This window comes from Pseudomonas piscis, from assembly GCF_009380155.1.
GTDB lineage: Bacteria > Pseudomonadota > Gammaproteobacteria > Pseudomonadales > Pseudomonadaceae > Aquipseudomonas > Aquipseudomonas piscis.
Window position 1 is genome coordinate 99,138 of the sequence record NZ_WHUV01000008.1, and the last position, 18,623, is coordinate 117,760.

An 18,623-nucleotide genomic window follows, 5' to 3' on the forward strand; every position below is an offset into this window, starting at 1 on the left:
ACTCCCGATGGCAACCCACGACAGGGCCTGCCATCGGCCACCGCGCCTGGCGGCGAGAGGGTCGGTCAGGCGCTGATGGTGCGGGTGAACACCAGGCGATTGCCGAACGGATCGTCGATGGTCATGTCCAGGCTGCCCCAGGGCATGGCCTGGATACGCGGATCGGTGAACGGCAGCTGCTTGGCCAGCAGTTGCTGCTGGAAGTCTTCCAGTTCGTCGGTATGGATGCGCAGCGCGGCGCCGGGGCTGCCGTCGCCCTGGTGCTCGGACAGATGCAGCACGCACTCGCCCCGGGAGACCTGCATGTACAGCGGCAGGTCGTGGGTGCAGCGATGCTGCCAATCGAGGTGGAAGCCCAGGAAGTCCAGGTAAAACGCCCGGGCCTCGGCTTCATCGAAGATGCGCAGGACGGGGGTGGTTTTGCCAAAGCTCATTAGGTGACTCCCTGACTGGAAACAGGTCGCTGAGAGCGACCCCGATTGCCAGCACTTCGGCGCCACGCGAGCTTTCTTTAATATCAATGCGCCACCACTGTGACGGCGATCAACAAATCAGCCTGGCGCATCGAAGCCCTGGCGCAAATCGCCCTCCCGGGGCAGGAAGCGCCCGTGGCGCTGCTCGCTGGCCTGGCCGGCGGCATAACTGCTCACGCCATTGACCCAGACCCCGTCGATCCCCTGGGCTGGGCGCCGTGGTTCCTGGAAGTCGGCCACGTCCCGGACCCGCTCTGGATCGAACAGCACCAGGTCGGCCCAATAGCCTTCGCGGATCTCGCCACGCTGGCGCAGGCCGAAGCGCGCCGCCGACAGGCCGGTCATCTTGTGCACCGCGGTGTGCAGCGGGAACAACCCCAGGTCACGACTGAAGTGGCCCAGCACCCGGGGAAAGGCGCCCCATAACCGGGGATGGGGGAACGGGTCTTCCGGCAAGCCATCGGAGCCGACCATCGTCAGCGGGTGGGCGAGGATGCGCCGCACGTCGCTTTCGTCCATGCCGTAGTACACCGCTCCCGCCGGTTGCAGGCGCTTGGCGGCGGCCTGCAGGTCCAGGCCCCAGTCGGCGGCGATCTGCGCCAGGTCGCGTCCGCCCTGCTCGGGATGCGGCGTGGACCAGGTGATGGTGATGCGATAGGCATCGGTGACCTGCTTGAGGTCCAGGGTCGAGGAACTGGCGGCATAGGGATAGCAGTCGCAGCCCACCGGATGCTCCTGCGCCGCCTGTTCCAGGGCCGCCAGCAGTTGCGGGCTGCGCCCCCAGTTGCCGGCGCCGGCGCACTTGAGGTGGGAGATGATCACCGGTGCCCTGGCCGAACGGCCGATCAGGAAGGCTTCGTCCATGGCCTCCAGCACCGGCTCGAACTCGCTGCGCAGATGCGTGGCATACAGCGCGCCGAAGGCCGTCAACTCCTCGGCCAGCTGACGCACCTCATCGGTCTCGGCGCAGAAGGCACTGGCGTAGGCCAGCCCAGTGGACAGGCCCAGGGCGCCCTGCTCCAGGCTGTCGCGCAGTTGCCCGCGCATCGCCGCGATCTCGCTGGCGGTGGCCGTGCGGTACAGGTCCGCCAGATGGTTGCTGCGCAGGGCGATATGCCCCACCAGGGCCGCGACATTCACCGCCGGGCGGGCCGCATCCACCGCCGCGCGGTAGTCGGCGAAACGCGGGTAGACGAACATCTCGCGCTGCCCCAGCAGGTTCATCGGGTCCGGCGGATCGCCCTTGAGGGTCACCGGCGCAGCGCTGATGCCGCAGTTGCCGACCACCACCGTGGTCACCCCCTGGCTGAGCTTGGGCAGCATCTGCGGCTGGCGGATCACCACCGTGTCGTCATGGGTGTGCACATCGATGAAGCCCGGGGCCAGCACGCGACCGGCGGCATCGATCTCGACCTCGGCGACCGCACCGGCCAGCTCGCCGATGCGCTGGATGCGCCCGTCGAGGATAGCCAGGTCGGCGTGATAGCCAGGACGGTCGCTGCCGTCGATGACCAGGGCATTGCGGATCAGAGTGTCGTAGCGCATGTCAGTCTCCCAGGGGCAGGCTGTCGGCGCCGCCACGGTAATGGTCCAGGGCCAGCTTGATCCTGCGCAGGCGCTCTTGATTGTCGTCGGGCATGGCCAGGGCCAGTTCCGTGGCCAACACGTCGATGGCCAGCAGCATGCCGTAGCGGGCAGCGGTGGGCTTGTAGATGAACGGGGTCTCGGCACTGTGCAGTGGCAACAGTACGTCCGCCAGCCCGGCCAGGGGCGAGTCGGGCAAGGTGATGGCGAGCACGGCGGCGCCGTAGCTGCGGGCCAGGGTCACCGCGTCCAGCAGCTCCGGGGTGAGGCCGCTGAGGGAACAGGCGATCACTGCGTGCTGCGGTCCCAGGGAGGCAGCGGTCACCCGCATCATCACCGGGTCATGGCAGGCGGCGATGCAGTAGCCCAGGCGCACCAGGCGCACCTGCAGCTCGGCGCTGCACAGGGTCGAACAGCCGCCGGTGCCGAAGGCGTGGATCATCCGCGCGCGGCCCAACAGGCGCACCGCATCGGCGAATTGCGCCTCCTCGAAACCTGCCAGGTGCCGGTGCAGCGTCGCCTCGATATCGCCGACGATCTGCCGGTAGAAACCGGACGCCTCGGTGCTCGCCCCCGGATCGAGGAAGCGGCTGCCCACGCCGCTGGCCTGGGCCAGTTGCAGGCGCAGCTGGCGCAAGTCCCGGCAGCCGACGCTGCGGGCGAAACGCGACAGGGTCGCGGCACTGACCTCGGCGCGCCGGGCCAGCTCCTCGAGGCTGGCGGAGGCGGCGAAACCCACGTCATCGAGCATCAGCCGGGCGATCCGCGCCTCCCCGGTGCTGAGATCGTCCAGGCGCGAGCGGATCTGGTAAAGGATGTCCATCTAGAGAAACTCCGCGAGAACCAGGGTCAGGCCGAAGGCGATCAGCGAGATCAGGGTCTCCAGCACGGTCCAGGTCTTGAAGGTCTGGATGACGCTCATATTGAAGTATTCCTTGACCAGCCAGAAGCCGCCGTCGTTGACATGGGAGAGGATCACCGAGCCGGCGCCGGTAGCGATCACCAGCAGTTCCGGATGGGGATAACCCAGGCCGACGGCCACCGGCGCCACCACCCCCGAGGCGGTGGTCAGGGCCACGGTGGCCGAACCGGTGGCGACCCGCATCAGTACCGCGAACAGCCAGCCCATCCACAACGGCGACAGCTGGAACTGATGGGCCAGGCCGGTCACCTGCTCGGTCACCCCGGAGTCGATGAGGATGCGGTTCAGGCCGCCACCGGCGCCCACCAGGAGGGTGATGCCGGCGGTCGGCGCCAGGCATTCGTTGGTGAACCTGAGGATCGACTCGCGGTTCAGCCCCTGGGCCAGGCCCAGGGTCCAGAAGCTCACCAGGGTGGCGATCAGCAGGGCGATCACCGAGTTGCCGATGAACAACAGGAACTGGTTGAGCCCGGTACCCGGCGCGGCGATCAGGTTGGCCCAGCCACCCAGCAGCATCAGCACCACCGGCAGCAGGATGGTGCCCAGGGTCAGGCGAAAGCTCGGCAGCCGCACGCGCGGTTCACGGTTGATGAACTGCTGCTCCAGCGGGTTGTGCGCCGGCAACTGGATGTGCGGCACGATCAGCCGCGCATACACCGGGCCGGCGATGATCGCCGTGGGCACGCCGATCAGGATCGCGTACAGCAAGGTCTGCCCCACCGGTGCCTGGTAGGCCTGCACCGCCAGCATCGCCCCCGGATGCGGCGGCACCAGGGCATGCACCACCGACAGCCCGGCGACCATCGGCAGGCCGACCATCAGCAGCGATACCCCGACCCGCCGCGCCACGGTGAAGGCGATCGGCACCAGCAGCACGAAACCCACCTCGAAGAACAGCGGCAGCCCCACCAGGAAGGCAATGCAGACCATGGCCCAGTGGGCGTTGCGCTCGCCGAAACGGGCCACCAGGGTGCGCGCCACCTGCTCGGCCCCGCCGGATTCTGCCATCAGCTTGCCGAGCATGGTGCCCAGGGCCACCACCAGGGCGATATGCCCCAGGGTCTTGCCGACCCCGGCCTCATAGGCCGCCACCACCCCGGAGGCCGGCATGCCGGCCACCAGCGCCAGGCCCACCGAGACCAGGGTAATGACGATAAAGGGATTGAGCCGGTAGCGCGCGATCAGGACGATCAACGCGATGATGGCGACTGCGGCGTAACCCAGCAGTCCGTAAGCCGATACAGGAGCCACGGATACCTCCTTGAAAACAGCGTCGTTTCGAATGGTTATGAAAGTTTTTAATCACTTCAGGCAGTGAATTTCAAACCATATGAAACTGATTTTCGTAAAGAGGCAGGCTTTGTCGTGCATGGCTATGCCAAGGCGCCGGTGATGAAAATCGGCACCGGTTATTTTCATGCATATGTCGGGCGGGACGGGCGAGCGCGAAGGCTCGCCCGCAGGCCGTCAGTCGTGCTGGACCCGGGCGCGCTTGAGCAGCTTCTTGCAGCGCTCGGACAGGTGCAGCACCCGCAACTGCTTGCCGGCCTTGGCATAGCGTTCGCGCAGGGTCATGAGCGCGGCGATGGCCGAATAGTCGACGAAGCTCAGGTGCCGACAGTCGATGGTCACCCGCGATGGGTCGTTGGCCGGGTCGAACTGGTTGAGGAACGGCGTGGTGGAAGCGAAGAACAAGGTGCCGTGCAGGTGGTAGAGCTTGCTGCCGTCGGCTTCCAGGTGGCTGTCGGCGTACAGCTCACGGGCCTGCTGCCAGGCGAAGTTGAGGGCGGCGATGACGATGCCGCACATGACCGCGGTGGCCAGGTCGGTGAACACGGTGATCACCGTCACCGCGAGGATCACCAGCACGTCGTTGAGCGGCACCTTGTTGACCACCCGCAAGGAGGCCCAGGCGAAGGTCTGCTGCGACACCACGAACATCACGCCCACCAGCGCCGCCAGGGGAATGCGCTCGATCAGCGGCGACAGGAACAGCACGAACAGCAGGATCAGCACGCCGGCCACGACCCCGGACAAGCGCCCACGGCCGCCGGAACTGAGGTTGATCACGGTCTGGCCGATCATCGCGCAGCCACCCATGCCGCCGAAGACGCCGGAGACCATGTTCGCCGCGCCCAGGGCCACGCACTCGCGGTTGGTGTAGCCGCGGGTCTCGGTGATCTCGTCGGTGAGGTTCAGGGTCAGCAGGGTTTCCAGCAGGCCGACCATGGCCATCAGGAAGGCATAGGGCGCGATGATGCCCAGGGTTTCCAGGGTCCAGGGCACGTCCGGCAGCGCCAGCGCCGGCAAGCCGCCGGCGATGTGGGCCATGTCCCCCAGGGTGCGGGTCGGCAACCCCAGCACGTACACCAGGAGGCCCACGCCGAGGATCGCCACCAGCGCCGGCGGCACCGCCCGGGTCAGGCGCGGCAGCAGGTAGACGATGGCCATGGTCAGCGCCACCAGGCCGGCCATCAGGTACAGCGGCTGGCCGCTGAGCCAGTGCTCGCCGCTCTTGAAATGCTCCAGCTGGGCCAGGGCGATGACGATCGCCAGGCCGTTGACGAAGCCCAGCATCACCGGGTGCGGCACCATGCGCACCAGCTTGCCCAGGCGCAGCAGGCCGAAGGCGATCATCACCAGCCCGCCCAGCAGCACTGTGGCCAGCAGGTACTGCACGCCGTGCTGCACCACCAGGGCGACGATCACCACCGCCATGGAGCCGGCAGCACCGGAGACCATGCCCGGACGGCCGCCGAACAGCGCGGTCAGGGTGCAGATGAAGAAGGCGCCGTACAGGCCCATCAACGGGTTGAGGTGGGCGACCAGGGCGAAGGCGATGCATTCGGGCAGCAGGGCGAAGGAGGTGGTGAGTCCGGCCAGGACATCGGCACGCAGACGTTTTGCTTTCATGATTGACCTGATAGTTGGGCCGCGCAGGGGCCCGGGGAATGGCGGGGGAAAACAGGCGGGAATGGTACGGAATCGAAACGCCGCCGACCAGCCGGCCGTCGGCGCGCAGCCAAGCCCTTGCCGGAACCGGCGTACCGGCTCAGGCAAGGGTACAGCGGTTACTTGACGACTTTGCCGACGCCACGCCCGCGTGGGTCGGAAGCGGTTTCAAGCTGGGTGCCATTGACCCGGATGGCCTGGATGTCGCCCATCTCCCAGCCCTGGTCCTCGAGGGTGTAGCCCATGGCCTTGAGTTCATCGGCGACCTGGCCGGTGAGCGGCGCATAGGCGTCGTAGTAGATCGTGTCCTTGGGCAGCAGTTGGTGATGCACACGCTGCGCGGCCACGGCTTTCTCCAGGGGCAGGTGGAAGTCGTAGAGGTTGTTCAACACCTGGAAGATCGAGGTGAAGATCCGCGACCCGCCCGGAGTGCCCAGCACCAGGGTAACCTTGCCGTCGCGGGTCACCAGGCTCGGGCTCATGGACGACAGCATGCGCTTGCCCGGGGCGATGGCATTGGCATCGCCGCCCACCACGCCGAAGGCATTGGCCACGCCGGGCTTGGCGCTGAAGTCGTCCATCTCGTCGTTGAGCAGGAACCCCGCGCCCTTGACCACCACGCCGCTGCCGTAGTCCCAGTTCAGGGTGTAGGTATTGCTCACTGCATTGCCCTGGGCATCGACGATGGAGAAATGGGTGGTCTGGTGTCGTTCCAGCCCCGGGCGCACCTTGTCGGTGGGCGAGATGGCGTCGGGGTTGACCTGGGCCGCGCGCTGCTTGAGGTAGGCCGGGTCGGTCAATGGCTTGACCGGCACCTCGGAAAACGCCGGATCGCCCAGGTAGTCGGCACGGTCGGCGAACACGCGCTTCTCGATTTCCGCCAGCAGGTGGATGTACTTGGCCGAATTGAGCTCGACGCCCTTGAAGTCGGCGGCGCGTTCTTCCTTGATGCCGATCAGCTGGGCCAGGGCGACCCCGCCGGAACTGGGCGGCGGCGCGGTGTACAGCACGTTGCCACGGAAACTCACCTGCAGCGGCTGGCGCCACTGGACCTTGTAGTCCTGCAGGTCCTGCTTGGTGATCAGGCCCTTGTCGGCCTGCATCTGGGCCACCAGCAAGTCGGCGGTCTTGCCGCTGTAGAACTCCTTGGCACCCTGGTCGGCGATGCGTTCCAGGGTCGCCGCCAACTCCGGCTGGCGGAAGGTCTGGCCGGGTTGCATGCTGCCAAAGTAATCACCGAAGTTGGTGCTGCCGTTGAACAGCTTCAAGGCATCCTCGCGGTACTGGTACTGCTTGTCCGCCACCTTGAAGCCGTTCCTGGCGTAGGCCACTGCCGGGGTGACGAGTTCGCTCCAGGGCAGCTTGCCGAATTTCCGGTGGGCCTCCCACAGGCCCATCACGGTGCCCGGCACCCCGGCGGCGCGGGCGCCCACCAGGCTGAGGTTCTCGATCACCTCGCCCTTGTCATTCAGGTACATGTCGCGGGTCGCAGCCTTGGGCGCGGTTTCCCGGTAGTCGAGGAAATACGGCTTGCCGTCGATGAACAGCGTCATGAAGCCGCCACCGCCGATATTGCCAGCCTCGGGATAGGTCACGGCCAGGGTGAAGGCCGTGGCCACCGCAGCGTCCACCGCGTTGCCGCCCTTCTTGAGGATCTGCGCCGCGACATCGGCGCCGTACTGGTTGGGTGCGGCCACCGCACCGCCTTCAAGGGGCGCGGCGAAGACTGGAACGCTGGCAGCGAGCGCCAGGCCCAGGGTGAGGGTCGTGCACGGCAAGATACCCATGGAGTCCGTCCTTTATCGTTGTTTTCAGACCAGACGAACCTTAGCAGGCCGTTGAAAAACTATCTGCGTTGCCATCGCTGCGTTAAAAACAGGCTGGTGCGCCAGCCCGGTCAAAATGCTCATTGACCACTCGTAAACTGCGCTTTTTCGCCTGTTTTCGCCTTGCGCTGGCTGCCTCGCCTACGTTTTTCAACGGCCTGTTAGGCGCTTTGTTGCGCGGAGGGCAAACGCCCACAGCAAAACGGCCGCCCGCAGGCAGCCGTTTGTCGCAGATGGAGCAGTGGAGCAGCCGCTCCTCAGACCATCTCGTGCTCGATCCACTCCAGCACCGAAGTCCGTCGTGGTGCCCAGCCCAGCAGCTCGCGGGCCTTCTTGCCGCGTACCCGGCTGTTGGAGCCCAGGCCATAGTTGGCCATCTCGTAGCCCCACTCGGCCTCGGCGGCAGGCAGCGGCCAGTCCTCGGGTTCGCCCAGATGCAGGGCACGGGCCATGGCGCGGGTCATGTCGATGAAGGACGCCTCGCCGCTCTCGACGAAGTAGAAACTGCCCGGGGTGTTGCCGGTCAGGGCCAGGGCGTAGAGCGCCACCACGTCCTCGATGTGCACGTTGGACCAGATGTTCTGCCCCGGCCCGACGTGGCGCACCACACCGCTCTTGCGCGCTTGCTTGAGCAGGCGCGGCAACTGCACGCTGTCACGCTTGACGCCCAGGCTGTGACCGTAGATCAGGGTGTTGCACAGCACCGCTGAGTTCACCCCGTCCTTGGCCGCCGCCAGGATCAGGTTGTCGATGGCCACCCGGGCGGCCTTGTCCACGGTGGGCTCCGGCAACTGGTCTTCGTAGTAGAGGGTATCGCTGGCCTTGCCGCCGGAAGCGTCGCCGACGATGCTCGAACCGCTGGTGTGCAGGAACGGCTTGTTCGAGCCCTTGAGCGCGGCCAGCAACACTTCTACCGCACCACGATGGTCGCTGCTGGCAGCGTTGATCACCGCGTCGGCGGCCCGGGCCTGTTCGCCCAGCAGGGCGCTGTCGTCCAGGCTGCCCACCACGGGCTTGATGCCCAGGGCCGTCAGCTCGGCGGCTTGCTCGGCGCTGCGCACCAGGCCAGTGACCTGATGCCCGGCCTTGACCAGGCCGGTGGCGATGGAACCGCCGATGAAACCCGCGGCACCGGTAACGAATACGTTCATGGAGAGACTCCCTGGGTGGATAAGTGATGGCGCCAGTATCGGCGCGCCTGTTCCGACGAAACAGCCGGGCTGGACCAAATCACTCTTGCGCAGGAATCACGAATCCCCAGCCTGGGAAGCAGGACCTCAGCCCTCGAAGTCCGGGTCAGCGTAGTCGGCCAGCTTGCCCTGGATGAAGTCCAGGAAGCACTGGATGCGCAGGGCCAACTGCGAGTTGCGGTAGTACACGGCGTTGATCGGCTGGCGGTAGCCGCTGTTGAACTCGCCGAGGATCGGCGTCAGGCGCCCGGCACGGATGTCGTCGATGGTCATGAAGTGCGACAGGCAGGCGATGCCCTGCCCCTCCAGTACCAGGTGGCGCAGGGTCTCGCCGCTGGAGGCGCTGATGCCCGGCTGGATCTGCCAGCGGTCGCCATGGGGGTGGCGCAGCGGCCAGTGGTTGAGGCTTTCGGTCTGGGTGAAGCCCAACAGCGTGTGTGCGCTGAGCTCGGCAACGCTGTGCGGGGTGCCATGACGTTCCAGGTAAGCCGGGCTGGCCAGGATGCGCAACGGGCTGCAACCCAGGGAGCGGGCATGCAGGGTCGAGTCGGCCAGGGTGCCGATGCGGATCGCGATATCGGTGCTCTGCTCCAGGAGATCGATGATCAGGTCGTTGCTGTTGAGCTCCAACTGGATATGCGGGTACAGACTGCGGAACTCGGCGATGTAGGGCACGATTGCATGCAGCATGAACGGCGAGGCGGCGTTGATCCGTAGGCGTCCCGAAGGGGTCTGCTGGCGCGACGACAGGCGCTCTTCCAGTTCGTCCATCTGGTCGAGGATCGACTTGGCCTGCTCGAAGAAATACTTGCCCTCCTCGGTCAGGTCCATGCGCCGGGTGGTGCGGTTGATCAGCGTGGTATCGAGCTTGGATTCCAGGCGCGACAAGGTGCGGCTGACCGCCGATGGCGTCTGCCCGACCTGCTCGGCGGCGGCGGAGATGGAACCGCACTCGATGACACAGACGAAGATCTGCAGTTCGTCGGATCTGGCTTTCACAGGGAACCCTCTATCGATTGGTAGCTGTAGCCGCGCGCAGACTGCGACGCGCGGCTACAGGAACGGCCTACCGATATTAGCGGCTTTGGGCCTTAAGACCGAACACCTGGCGCAGGTGCTGCTCATAGCGGCGCACGTCGCCCTCGACGTCCGGGCACTTCATCACGTCAACGCAGAGGAAGGTCGGCAGGGGGCTCATGCCCAGGAACTGGTTGGCCTTGTGGAACGGGAAATAGACCGCGTCCACCCCTTTGCCTTCGAAGAAATCGCTCGGGTCGTCGAAGGCCTGCTGCGGCGCATTCCAGGTCAGCGAGAGCATGTACTGCTTGCCCTGGACCAGGCCGCCGCTGCCGTACTTCTGCGAAGCGTCGGAGCGGGTCCGGCCGTCGTTGGCATACAGGCTGCCGTGGCCCTGGGTGAAGACTTCGTCGATGTACTTCTTGACGATCCAGGGCTCGCCCATCCACCAGGCAGGCATCTGGTAGACGATCACGTCGGCCCAGAGATACTTCGCCACTTCTTCCTGGGCGTCGTAGCCCTGGTCGATATGGGTGACCTTGACGTCCAGGCCGCCACGATCCAGCACCGCCAGCGCAACCTCATGCAAGGTGGTGTTGTAGCGGCCATCGGAGTGGGCGAATTGCTTGGCGCCATTGAGCAGCAGTACTTTCTTCATGAGCGGGCCCTGTCGCGGGAACGGCCCCTTGCATGCGTCGCGCGACGCCAGGCCGTTGGGGTGGAAAACGAGGGCGGCAGGTTAGTGAAGGGCTCGCGCGGGAATAAGCCCCGGGCGCTCAAAATACATTTGCCGTAAAGGCACGAATCAAACCTTGATTGTTGCCTTAGAATTCCTGGCAATTTCCTTTGCCATGAGTGCATCGCCATGTCCCGCCAGGCTTTCATCCTCCATGCCAAGACCCGCCCCGAACGGGCTGCCGAATTCGAAGCGCTGTTCCTGGGTTATGTCGCCGCCAGCCGGGCCGAACCCGGCTGCATCGAGTACCACATGCTGCGCGACCGGCAGGACCCCAGCCTGTTCATCTTCTACGAAGTCTGGGAGTCCCAGGAGGCACTGGACGTGCACTCCAACCTGCCGCACATGAAGCAGTTCCGCGATGCTCGCATGGAGTATCTGGAACGCGACTTCGAGATCCGCGCCATCGACATGCTCAGCCCGGCTTCTGCTAGCCGCTGACGAGCAGGTGGGCCCCCAACAGGGCCAGGCCGATGAAGAACACCCGCTTGAACAGCAACGCGCTGATGCGCTGGCGCAACCACTGCCCCAGCCACATGCCCAGCAGCGCCGGAACCAGGGCCAGCAACGAGGCCCCCAGCTCCGCACCGCCCAGTTGACCGCCCCAGGCCAGGCCGGCGGCCAGGGCCAGGGTCGAGACGGTGAATGACAGGCCCAGGGCCTGGACCAGCGCATCGCGGCCCAGGCCCAACGCTTGCAGGTAAGGCACCGCCGGAATCACGAACACCCCGGTGACCGCAGTGACCAGGCCAGTGGCCAATCCACACAAGGGCGCCAGCCAACGCTCATGGGCCGGGGCGATGCGCAGCTGCGGCAAGCACAGGCCCGCCAGGGCATAGAGCAACAGCGCCGCGCCCAACCCCCGCACCACCCACGGCCCACCATCGATGCCCAGCCACAGGCAGCCGCCCAGGGTGCCGGCGCAGGTCGCCAACAACAGCGGCCACAAACGCCTGAGCAGGGCCGGCAGGTGCCCACCCAAAGCCAGTTGCCAGAGATTGGTCAGGGTCGCCGGAATGATCAGCAAGGCCGCAGCCTGCGCCGGAGCCATAGCCAGCCCCAGGAGCCCCATGGCCACCGTGGGCAGGCCCAGGCCGATCACACCCTTGACCATGCCAGCCATGACGAAGATGCCGAGAACCCATAAAGACAGGGCCAGGCCGAGATCCTGATAGAACGCGAGGGAAGTATTCATGGGCCTATCCTGCACCCGCCCCGCTGCGCTGAAAATCTGCCATATACTGAGCCAGCCTCTTGCCGTACAAGAGGCTGGTTCCCAATACCCTGGCTGTGGAGGCCCCGCATGCACTTCGACCTGGTGGACCTGCGCTTGTACTTGAATGTCCTCGAAGCCGGCAATATCACCGCCGGCGCCCAGCGCAGCCACCTGTCCCTGGCTGCCGCCAGCGCGCGGATCCGCGCCATGGAAAGCTCCCTGGGCATCGAGTTCCTCGAACGTGGCCGTCGCGGGGTCAGCCCGACACCGGCCGGCAAGGCCCTGGCCCAGCACGCCCGGACCCTGCTGCGGTATGCCGAGCACCTGCAACAGGACCTCACCGAATACGCCAGGGGGGTCAAGGGCCAGGTGCGCTTGCTGTGCAACACCAGCGCCCTGAGCGAATACCTGCCGGAGTTGCTGGCGGACTTTCTGCGTGGCCGGCCCCAGGTCGACATCGAGCTGCAGGAGCTGCCCAGCATGCGCATCACCCATGCCCTGCGCCAGGGCGCGGCGGAGCTGGGCATCGTCTCCGACGCCGTGGATACCCATGGTCTGGAGAGCCGGCCGTTTCGCGACGACCCGCTGTTCCTGGCGATGCCTGTGGACCACCCATTGCGCCAGCAGGCCGAACCGCGCTTCAGCGACACCCTGGCCTACGACTATGTCGGCCTGGCCAGCCACAGCGCCCTGGCGGTGTACCTGGAAGAACAGGCCCTGCACCTGGGCCGGCGCATGCAGTTGCGAATCCGCGCCGAAGGCTTCGACGCCGCCCTGCGCATGGTGGCCCGTGGCGCCGGGCTGGCCCTGGTACCCCAGGCCGCCGTGGAACGCAACCGCCACCTGGCCCTGCATGCCCGGCCCCTGGGCGAGCCCTGGGCCCGGCGCCGGTTGCTGCTGTGCGCCCGGGATTTCGCCACCTTGCCGCTGTATGCCCAGGAGCTGTGCCAGGCCTTGCTCGAACCTTGACTCTACCCCTAGGGGCAGACCTTAGCCTGCGGGCTTCTTCCTCAAGGACCAAGGCAATGAGCAAACGCATCCTGGTGATTCTCGGCCACCCCTCCCGCGCCAGCCTGTGCGCGGCATTGAGCGAGCGCTATGTCGCCGCGGCGCAGCAGGCCGGCAATGAAGTGCGGTGCCTGTACCTGGGCGACCTGCGCTTCGATCCGGTGCTGCAGGAGGGTTACCGACGGATCCAGCCACTGGAGGACGACCTGCAGCGAGCCCAGGCCGATATCCTCTGGGCCGAGCACCTGGCCTGGGTCTTCCCCATCTGGTGGGGCGGGATCCCGGCCTTGCTCAAGGGCTTTCTCGACCGGGTGCTGCTGCCCGGCTACGCCTTCAAGTACCGCCCCGGCAAGGCCTTTCCCGAGCAGTTGCTCAAGGGCCGCACCGCCGACCTGTTGGTGACCATGGACACCCCGCCCTGGTACTACCGCTGGTTCTACCGCATGCCCGGCCTGCACCAGATGCGCCGCACCACCCTGGCCTTCTGCGGCATCCGCACCTTGCGCACCCTGACTTTCGGCCCGGTGCTGGACGCCAGCGACCTGGCCCGCGCCAGCTGGTTGCAGCAGGCGGAGCGACTTGCCAGGCGCTGAATCCGCCCGATAATGCGCGGCACCCGGCCACCCTGCCCGGTCCAGCACAAGGAAGCCGCCATGTACATCGGCCAAGCCGCGCGATTGTCCGGAACCACCATCAAGAGCATCCGCCACTACGAGGCCATCGGCCTGTTGCCCGAAGCGCCGCGCCAGGGCCGCTACCGGCTCTATGACGCGCAGAGCGTCGAGCAACTGGTGTTCATCAAGTGCGCGCAACAGCTGGGATTCAAGCTCAAGGAGCTGCAACAGGTATTCGCCGCCCACCAGGGCCAGGCCTTCCCCTGGGACCAGGCCCAGGCGGCCCTGGCACGCAAGAAGCGCGACCTGCGGCGCCAGATCGATGACCTGCAACAACTGCACGCCCGACTGGAAGCCTTCGAGGACAGCCTGCAACAGGCCCGGGAGGAGTGCCCCCTGGACAGCCTCTAGCGGGCCGTCGAAAAACTGGCGGCGTTGCCATCGCCTATGTTTTTCAACGGTCTGCCAGGGCCGCCCGGGAAGCGGCGCATCAGACTTGCGACAACGCGGCCGTGCTCCTGGGCCGGCGGAAGAACAGCCAGTAGACCAGGCTCAGCAACAGCAGGAAGGGTACGCCGAACACCAGGGTCATCTTGAATGCATCGGTGAAGAAGGTAGTGATCATCACCGCCCCCATCAAGATCAAGCCGAGCAAGGTGCTGTAGGGAAACAGGCGCATGCGGAACGACAACGGCTGCTCGCCATGGCGCTGGTGGTAGCGCCGGAAGCAGTAGTGGGTGAGGAAGATCATGAACCAGGTGAAGATCGCGCCGAACATCGAGATCGCCATCATCAGGGCGAACGAGCTCTCCGGGTAGAACACGTTGATCAGGGTCGCCAGGGCTATGCCGGAGCTGGACAGCAGCAAGGCATTGAGCGGGATCCCGGTCTTGCTCAGGGCGCCCATGGACTTGGGCGCATAACCGGCGCGGGACAGGCTGAACATCATCCGCGTGGTGATGTAGAGCTGGCTGTTCATGGCCGACAGCGCGGCGATCAGGATCACGAAGTTCATCACCCCGGTGGCCCCGGGAATGCCGATGGTCTGCATCACCGTGACGAACGGACTCTGGGCCTTGCCCGCCTGGACCCAGGGCACGATGGCCAGCATCAGTGCCAGGGTCAGCAGATAGAACACCACCAGGCGCAGGATGGTGGCGCGAAACGCCTGCTTCACCGCGCGCTGCGGATCCTTGGCCTCACCGGCCGCCACCGCGATCATCTCCACGCTCAGGTAGCTGAAGATCGACACGATCACCGCGATCCACATGCCCTGCAAACCGTTGGGGAAGAAGCCGCCGTGGGCGCTGTAGTTGTGCACTCCGTAGTCGGGGTTGCCGGAGCCGAACACCACGTACACCGCCAGGATGATGAAGCCGACGATGGCGGCGATCTTGATGGTGGAGAACCAGTATTCGAAGTTGCCGAAGGTCTTCACGCTGATGGCGTTGAGCAGGATCAGCATGCTGGAGAAGGAGATGATCCACACCCACTCCGGCACGTTGGCGAACCAGTACTTCATGTACATGGCGATGGCCGTGACCTCGGCCCCCACCGCCAGGACGATGGCCGCCCAGTAGGCATAGCGCACCAGGAATCCGGCCAGGGGGCCGATGTAGAACTCGGCATAGGCGCCGAAGGAGCCGGAGGTGGAATGGGCCACGGTCATTTCCGCCAGGCACCCCATCAGCAGCAGGGTGATCAGGGCGCCGATGGCATAGCTGAGCAGCACGCTGGGCCCGGCATAACCTATGGCATAGGCGCTGCCCATGAACAGCCCGGTACCTATGGCTCCACCGATGGCGATCATGCTCATCTGGCCGGCGGTCAGCTGCCGCCTCAGGCCGTGCTCGCGATTGGAAATCGCTTCGAAACCCTTGTTGGTGGTGGTCACGTTCAGTGCCTCTTTATTGTTGTGTGCACGTGTTGATCTATTTGGCGGCGCGTCCTTGTGCCACGCAGTGTCGTCATGCGGCGCAGGCCGCGAGCGAGCCGGGCCCGGTCGCGGCCTGCGCCAGCGGCTAGCGGCTTCAGGTCACGCTGTGGCGCACCTGGAACTGCGGTTGCGCCCAGGTCTTGGCATCGAGGATCTCGCCGAGGATCTGCACCGCGTCCCACACCTCACTGAAGGTGGTGTACAGCGGGGTGAAGCCGAAGCGCATGATTCGCGGCTCGCGATAATCGCCGATCACGCCCCGGGCGATCAGGGCCTGGATCACCGCGTAGCCCTCAGGATGCTCGAAGCTCACGTGGCTGCCGCGCTTGGCGTGCTCACGGGGGGTCACCAGCTTGAGCTGGTGGCCGGCGCAGCGCTGCTCCACCAGTTCGATGAACAGGTCGGTCAGGGCCAGGGACTTGCGCCGCAGGCTCTGCATGTCGGTCTGCTCGAAGATCTCCAGACCGCACTCGACCATCGCCAGCGAGGTGATCGGCTGGGTGCCGCACAGGTAGCGGGCGATACCACTACTGGGTTCGTAGGCGGTGGCCATGTCGAACTGCCGGGCATGGCCGAACCAGCCGGACAGCGGCTGGGTCACCAGGTCGCACAGTGCCGGGGCGACCCAGGCGAATGCCTGGGAGCCGGGGCCGCCATTGAGGTACTTGTAGGTGCAGCCGATGGCGTAGTCGGCGCCGCAACGCTTGAGCTCCACCGGCACCGCGCCGGCCGAGTGGGCCAGGTCCCAGATGCTCAGGGCGCCGGCCTCGTGGATCAGCCCGGTCAGTTGCTGCATGTCGTGCATGTGGCCGGTCTTGTAGTTGACGTGGGTGAGCATCACCACCGCGGTGTCCTGGTCGATGGCCGCCGGCACCTGCTCGGGGCTGTCCACCAGGCGCAGCGAATAGCCCTGCTGGAGCAGCTGGGTCAGGCCTTCGGCGATGTACAGGTCGGTGGGGAAGTTGCTGCTTTCGGAGACGATCACCCGGCGCTCGGGCGCGCGCTCGGCCTGGACCCGCAAGGCGGCGCTGAGCACCTTGAACAGGTTGATCGAGGTGGTATCAGTGATCACCACTTCCCCGGCATCGGCGCCGATCAGCGGCGCCAGGCGATCGCCCAGGCGCTGGGACAGGTCGCGCCAGCCGGCGCTGTTCCAACTGCGGATCAGGCCATCGCCCCACTCCTGCTCGATCACCTGCCGGGCCCGCTCCAGGGAGGCCACGGGGCGCGCGCCCAGGGAGTTGCCGTCGAGGTAGATGACCCCCTCGGGCAAGGCGAAGCGCTGGCGCAGCGGCGCCAGGGCATCTTGTTCATCGAGACGCAGGCAGTGGTTTTTATCGATCATTGGAAGTCCTGTCTTGGTCAGTGCCCTGCCCGTCCCGAGCGGGAGCGCAGGGCGTCGGCAATGGATAAACCCGGAAAATAATGAACGAAGCGATGGAGAATTTTCGTGCAAAGTGCGGCGCGATCCCGTACTAATCTCGAATTAAATTCTAAACCTTCAATAAAAAACGTGGATTTATGCCAGCCATGATTCTCGACGCCACCGACTTGCGCATCCTCCATCACCTGCAACAGGACGGGCGCATCAGCAACCAGGAACTGGCGGAGAAAGTCGCCCTCTCGCCCTCGGCCTGCCTGCGCCGGCTGCGCATGCTGGAGAACGAAGGCATCATCAGCGGCTACCGCGCCCAGCTCGACGCCGAACGCCTGGGCATCGAACTGGAGGCCATCGTCCACGTGTCCCTGCGTCAGGATGTGGAAGGCTGGCACGAGACCTTCATCACCAAGGTCCAGCAGTGGCCGGAGGTGATGGCCGCCTACGTGATCACCGGCGCCAGCAACTACGTACTGCGCATCCAGGCACGCAACCTCAGGCACTTCTCGGACTTCATCGTCAACCACCTGAACCGCGCCAGCGGGGTCACCGACATCCGCTCGGAAATCGTCCTGCAGAAGATCAAGGAACAGAACAACCTGCTGGACCTGGTGCCACGCAAATGACCGCCGCGCCACCGCTCAGCTGCGGGTCGGATGGCGCTGGGCCGTGACGCTCGGGGCTTCGTCGAACAGCTTGCGGTACTCGGCGGAGAACCGCCCCAGGTGGGTGAAGCCCCAGCCCAGGGCAATTTCGGAAATGTTGCGCGCCGCGCCTTGCTCGAGGATTTCCTGGCGCACGCCGTTGAGTCGATAGCGCTTGAGATAGGCCATCGGTGACAGCGCGAAGTATTTGCCAAAGGCCTCGAACAGCTTGTAGCGCGAGACCCCGGCGGCAGCTTCCAGGTCCTCCAGGTGTACCGCCTCGCGGGCATGCTCCTGCAGGTATTGGCGGGCCCGCACTAGGTAATGCGGCAGCTTGACCCCGAGCACCTGGCGCAACTCGCTGGAGTAATTGTTGGGCTGGGCCAGGATCAGGCCCTTGATCAGCGAGTTCTCGATCTCCCGGGTGAAGGCCAGTTGCTCGTAGAGCTCGTTGCCCTGGGCCAGTTCGCCGAGGAAGTGCCGGGCCATGCGCCACCAGGAAGCGGTCGCGCCATGCAGCGCATCCATGCCCGGCTCGAAGCGCAGCGGCTGCTGCACCGGTCGTTGCAGCAGGGCCTCCAGGGCCTCGCTCATGGCCGGCCGGGAAATCACCACCTGCAGCTTGCGACAGTCGCCGGAGATGGCCAGCGCCTGGCTTTCATTGGGGGCGATGATCACCCCATGGGCGCTGTCGGAGTGCAACAGGCGGCCGTCCTTGCTCAGCTCCTGCTGGCCACACAGCGGCAAGCTCAGGCTGTAGCTGCTGAAGCGCTCGATATCCTCGATATCCACCACCACGTCGGTGCCGTACTCGATGATGCCCAGGGTGGTGGCCCGCGACCTGAGCACATGGGCACTGTGGTGGAAACGGATCCGCTCCGGAGTGGCGGTCTCCAGGCGATGCGGGCCGCAGATGCCCGACATCCAGCGCCTGGCGCCTTCGAGGTCGTAGTGATCGACGCGAATATCGCGCAACTGCCCATCAGCCTTGTTGTTCATCACGGCACACCCACGGCAATTTTCTTTAGCGCGCTCTGACGGCGCGTCTTGTCTGGCAGGGCAAGTTTTGCGCCAACCGGCGAAGCTGCCAACCCAGTGGATAACAATAGCCGACTAAGTGGATAAAC

At 65.7% G+C, this 18,623-nt stretch carries 18 protein-coding genes; 5 read left to right on the forward strand and 13 right to left on the reverse strand.

Annotated elements, in window-relative coordinates; translation table 11 throughout:
- Positions 1-65 precede the first annotated feature (65 nt).
- The 9 genes from GDH07_RS30885 to mdaB all read right to left on the reverse strand — a co-directional run bounded on the left by GDH07_RS30885 (position 66) and on the right by mdaB (position 10,622).
- Positions 66-434, reverse strand: a complete 369-nt coding sequence (locus tag GDH07_RS30885; RefSeq protein WP_022638957.1) for a glyoxalase superfamily protein — start codon at positions 432-434, stop codon at positions 66-68.
- Between the two features lie 117 nt (positions 435-551).
- Positions 552-2,018, reverse strand: coding sequence for an N-acyl-D-amino-acid deacylase family protein (locus tag GDH07_RS30890; RefSeq protein ID WP_152899754.1), 1,467 nt, complete (start codon positions 2,016-2,018; stop codon positions 552-554).
- A 1-nt stretch (position 2,019) separates the two neighbouring features.
- A complete protein-coding gene (locus tag GDH07_RS30895; protein WP_103325677.1) occupies positions 2,020-2,880 on the reverse strand; it encodes a MurR/RpiR family transcriptional regulator in 861 nt (286 codons plus the stop codon).
- Positions 2,881-4,230 carry a GntT/GntP/DsdX family permease gene (locus tag GDH07_RS30900; protein WP_053136819.1) on the reverse strand — a complete coding sequence of 450 codons (1,350 nt, stop codon included), beginning with the start codon at positions 4,228-4,230 and terminating at the stop codon, positions 2,881-2,883.
- A gap of 216 nt (positions 4,231-4,446) precedes the next feature.
- Positions 4,447-5,892, reverse strand: a complete 1,446-nt coding sequence (locus tag GDH07_RS30905) for a SulP family inorganic anion transporter (protein WP_022638954.1) — start codon at positions 5,890-5,892, stop codon at positions 4,447-4,449.
- Positions 5,893-6,050: 158 nt separating this feature from the next.
- The gene (ggt, locus tag GDH07_RS30910; RefSeq protein ID WP_152899755.1) at positions 6,051-7,718 is read right to left on the reverse strand and encodes a gamma-glutamyltransferase; all 1,668 of its coding nucleotides are present in this window, start codon (positions 7,716-7,718) and stop codon (positions 6,051-6,053) included.
- Between the two features lie 296 nt (positions 7,719-8,014).
- Positions 8,015-8,908, reverse strand: coding sequence for an NAD-dependent epimerase/dehydratase family protein (locus GDH07_RS30915; RefSeq protein ID WP_152899756.1), 894 nt, complete (start codon positions 8,906-8,908; stop codon positions 8,015-8,017).
- A gap of 126 nt (positions 8,909-9,034) precedes the next feature.
- Complete coding sequence (locus tag GDH07_RS30920; RefSeq protein ID WP_343038365.1) at positions 9,035-9,946, reverse strand: LysR substrate-binding domain-containing protein; 912 nt, start codon at positions 9,944-9,946, stop codon at positions 9,035-9,037.
- A gap of 76 nt (positions 9,947-10,022) precedes the next feature.
- Positions 10,023-10,622, reverse strand: coding sequence for an NADPH:quinone oxidoreductase MdaB (mdaB, locus tag GDH07_RS30925; protein ID WP_152899757.1), 600 nt, complete (start codon positions 10,620-10,622; stop codon positions 10,023-10,025).
- 207 nt (positions 10,623-10,829) lie between these two features.
- On the opposite strand from mdaB, the gene GDH07_RS30930 reads away from it, so the two are divergent.
- Positions 10,830-11,141 (forward strand): putative quinol monooxygenase, encoded by a 312-nt coding sequence (locus tag GDH07_RS30930; protein ID WP_053136805.1) that lies wholly within the window; start codon positions 10,830-10,832, stop codon positions 11,139-11,141.
- Here the strand turns inward: GDH07_RS30930 and GDH07_RS30935 are convergent.
- The gene (locus GDH07_RS30935) at positions 11,131-11,895 is read right to left on the reverse strand and encodes a sulfite exporter TauE/SafE family protein (RefSeq protein WP_053136802.1); all 765 of its coding nucleotides are present in this window, start codon (positions 11,893-11,895) and stop codon (positions 11,131-11,133) included. The two genes, GDH07_RS30930 and GDH07_RS30935, sit on opposite strands and share 11 nt — an antisense overlap.
- 108 nt (positions 11,896-12,003) lie before the next feature.
- Here GDH07_RS30935 and GDH07_RS30940 point away from each other — a divergent pair, with 108 nt between their 5' ends.
- The 3 genes from GDH07_RS30940 to GDH07_RS30950 are packed head-to-tail and all read left to right on the forward strand — an operon-like array spanning position 12,004 to position 13,949.
- Complete coding sequence (locus GDH07_RS30940) at positions 12,004-12,885, forward strand: LysR family transcriptional regulator (RefSeq protein WP_022638947.1); 882 nt, start codon at positions 12,004-12,006, stop codon at positions 12,883-12,885.
- 56 nt (positions 12,886-12,941) lie between these two features.
- Entirely contained in the window at positions 12,942-13,517 is a 576-nt protein-coding gene (locus tag GDH07_RS30945) for an NAD(P)H-dependent oxidoreductase (protein WP_103325682.1), read from the forward strand.
- Between the two features lie 60 nt (positions 13,518-13,577).
- On the forward strand, positions 13,578-13,949 hold the full coding sequence (locus GDH07_RS30950; RefSeq protein WP_022638945.1) for a MerR family transcriptional regulator: 372 nt from the start codon (positions 13,578-13,580) through the stop codon (positions 13,947-13,949).
- A gap of 79 nt (positions 13,950-14,028) precedes the next feature.
- Here GDH07_RS30950 and GDH07_RS30955 read toward each other — a convergent pair whose 3' ends face one another.
- Both GDH07_RS30955 and kynU read right to left on the reverse strand, forming a co-directional pair.
- Positions 14,029-15,432: an amino acid permease gene (locus tag GDH07_RS30955; protein ID WP_343038366.1), complete on the reverse strand. Its 1,404-nt coding sequence runs from the start codon at positions 15,430-15,432 to the stop codon at positions 14,029-14,031.
- Positions 15,433-15,568: 136 nt separating this feature from the next.
- The gene (gene kynU / locus GDH07_RS30960) at positions 15,569-16,819 is read right to left on the reverse strand and encodes a kynureninase (protein WP_152899759.1); all 1,251 of its coding nucleotides are present in this window, start codon (positions 16,817-16,819) and stop codon (positions 15,569-15,571) included.
- Between the two features lie 185 nt (positions 16,820-17,004).
- Between kynU and GDH07_RS30965 the strand changes: the two genes are divergently transcribed.
- On the forward strand, positions 17,005-17,478 hold the full coding sequence (locus GDH07_RS30965; RefSeq protein WP_152899778.1) for an Lrp/AsnC family transcriptional regulator: 474 nt from the start codon (positions 17,005-17,007) through the stop codon (positions 17,476-17,478).
- 15 nt (positions 17,479-17,493) lie between these two features.
- Here GDH07_RS30965 and GDH07_RS30970 read toward each other — a convergent pair whose 3' ends face one another.
- Entirely contained in the window at positions 17,494-18,495 is a 1,002-nt protein-coding gene (locus GDH07_RS30970; protein WP_152899760.1) for an AraC family transcriptional regulator, read from the reverse strand.
- Positions 18,496-18,623: the final 128 nt, after the last annotated feature.

Bases quoted from the DNA above. Each gene is read 5' to 3' on its own strand.
- GDH07_RS30945 (WP_103325682.1), top strand. From the start codon at position 12,942: ATGAGCAAACGCATCCTGGTGATTCTCGGCCACCCCTCCCGCGCCAGC.
- GDH07_RS30895 (WP_103325677.1), bottom strand. From the start codon at position 2,880: ATGGACATCCTTTACCAGATCCGCTCGCGCCTGGACGATCTCAGCACC.
- GDH07_RS30940 (WP_022638947.1), top strand. From the start codon at position 12,004: ATGCACTTCGACCTGGTGGACCTGCGCTTGTACTTGAATGTCCTCGAA.
- GDH07_RS30885 (WP_022638957.1), bottom strand. From the start codon at position 434: ATGAGCTTTGGCAAAACCACCCCCGTCCTGCGCATCTTCGATGAAGCC.
- GDH07_RS30890 (WP_152899754.1), bottom strand. From the start codon at position 2,018: ATGCGCTACGACACTCTGATCCGCAATGCCCTGGTCATCGACGGCAGC.
- kynU (WP_152899759.1), bottom strand. From the start codon at position 16,819: ATGATCGATAAAAACCACTGCCTGCGTCTCGATGAACAAGATGCCCTG.
- GDH07_RS30930 (WP_053136805.1), top strand. From the start codon at position 10,830: ATGTCCCGCCAGGCTTTCATCCTCCATGCCAAGACCCGCCCCGAACGG.
- ggt (WP_152899755.1), bottom strand. From the start codon at position 7,718: ATGGGTATCTTGCCGTGCACGACCCTCACCCTGGGCCTGGCGCTCGCT.
- mdaB (WP_152899757.1), bottom strand. From the start codon at position 10,622: ATGAAGAAAGTACTGCTGCTCAATGGCGCCAAGCAATTCGCCCACTCC.
- GDH07_RS30950 (WP_022638945.1), top strand. From the start codon at position 13,578: ATGTACATCGGCCAAGCCGCGCGATTGTCCGGAACCACCATCAAGAGC.
- GDH07_RS30915 (WP_152899756.1), bottom strand. From the start codon at position 8,908: ATGAACGTATTCGTTACCGGTGCCGCGGGTTTCATCGGCGGTTCCATC.
- GDH07_RS30935 (WP_053136802.1), bottom strand. From the start codon at position 11,895: ATGAATACTTCCCTCGCGTTCTATCAGGATCTCGGCCTGGCCCTGTCT.
- GDH07_RS30965 (WP_152899778.1), top strand. From the start codon at position 17,005: ATGATTCTCGACGCCACCGACTTGCGCATCCTCCATCACCTGCAACAG.
- GDH07_RS30970 (WP_152899760.1), bottom strand. From the start codon at position 18,495: ATGAACAACAAGGCTGATGGGCAGTTGCGCGATATTCGCGTCGATCAC.
- GDH07_RS30905 (WP_022638954.1), bottom strand. From the start codon at position 5,892: ATGAAAGCAAAACGTCTGCGTGCCGATGTCCTGGCCGGACTCACCACC.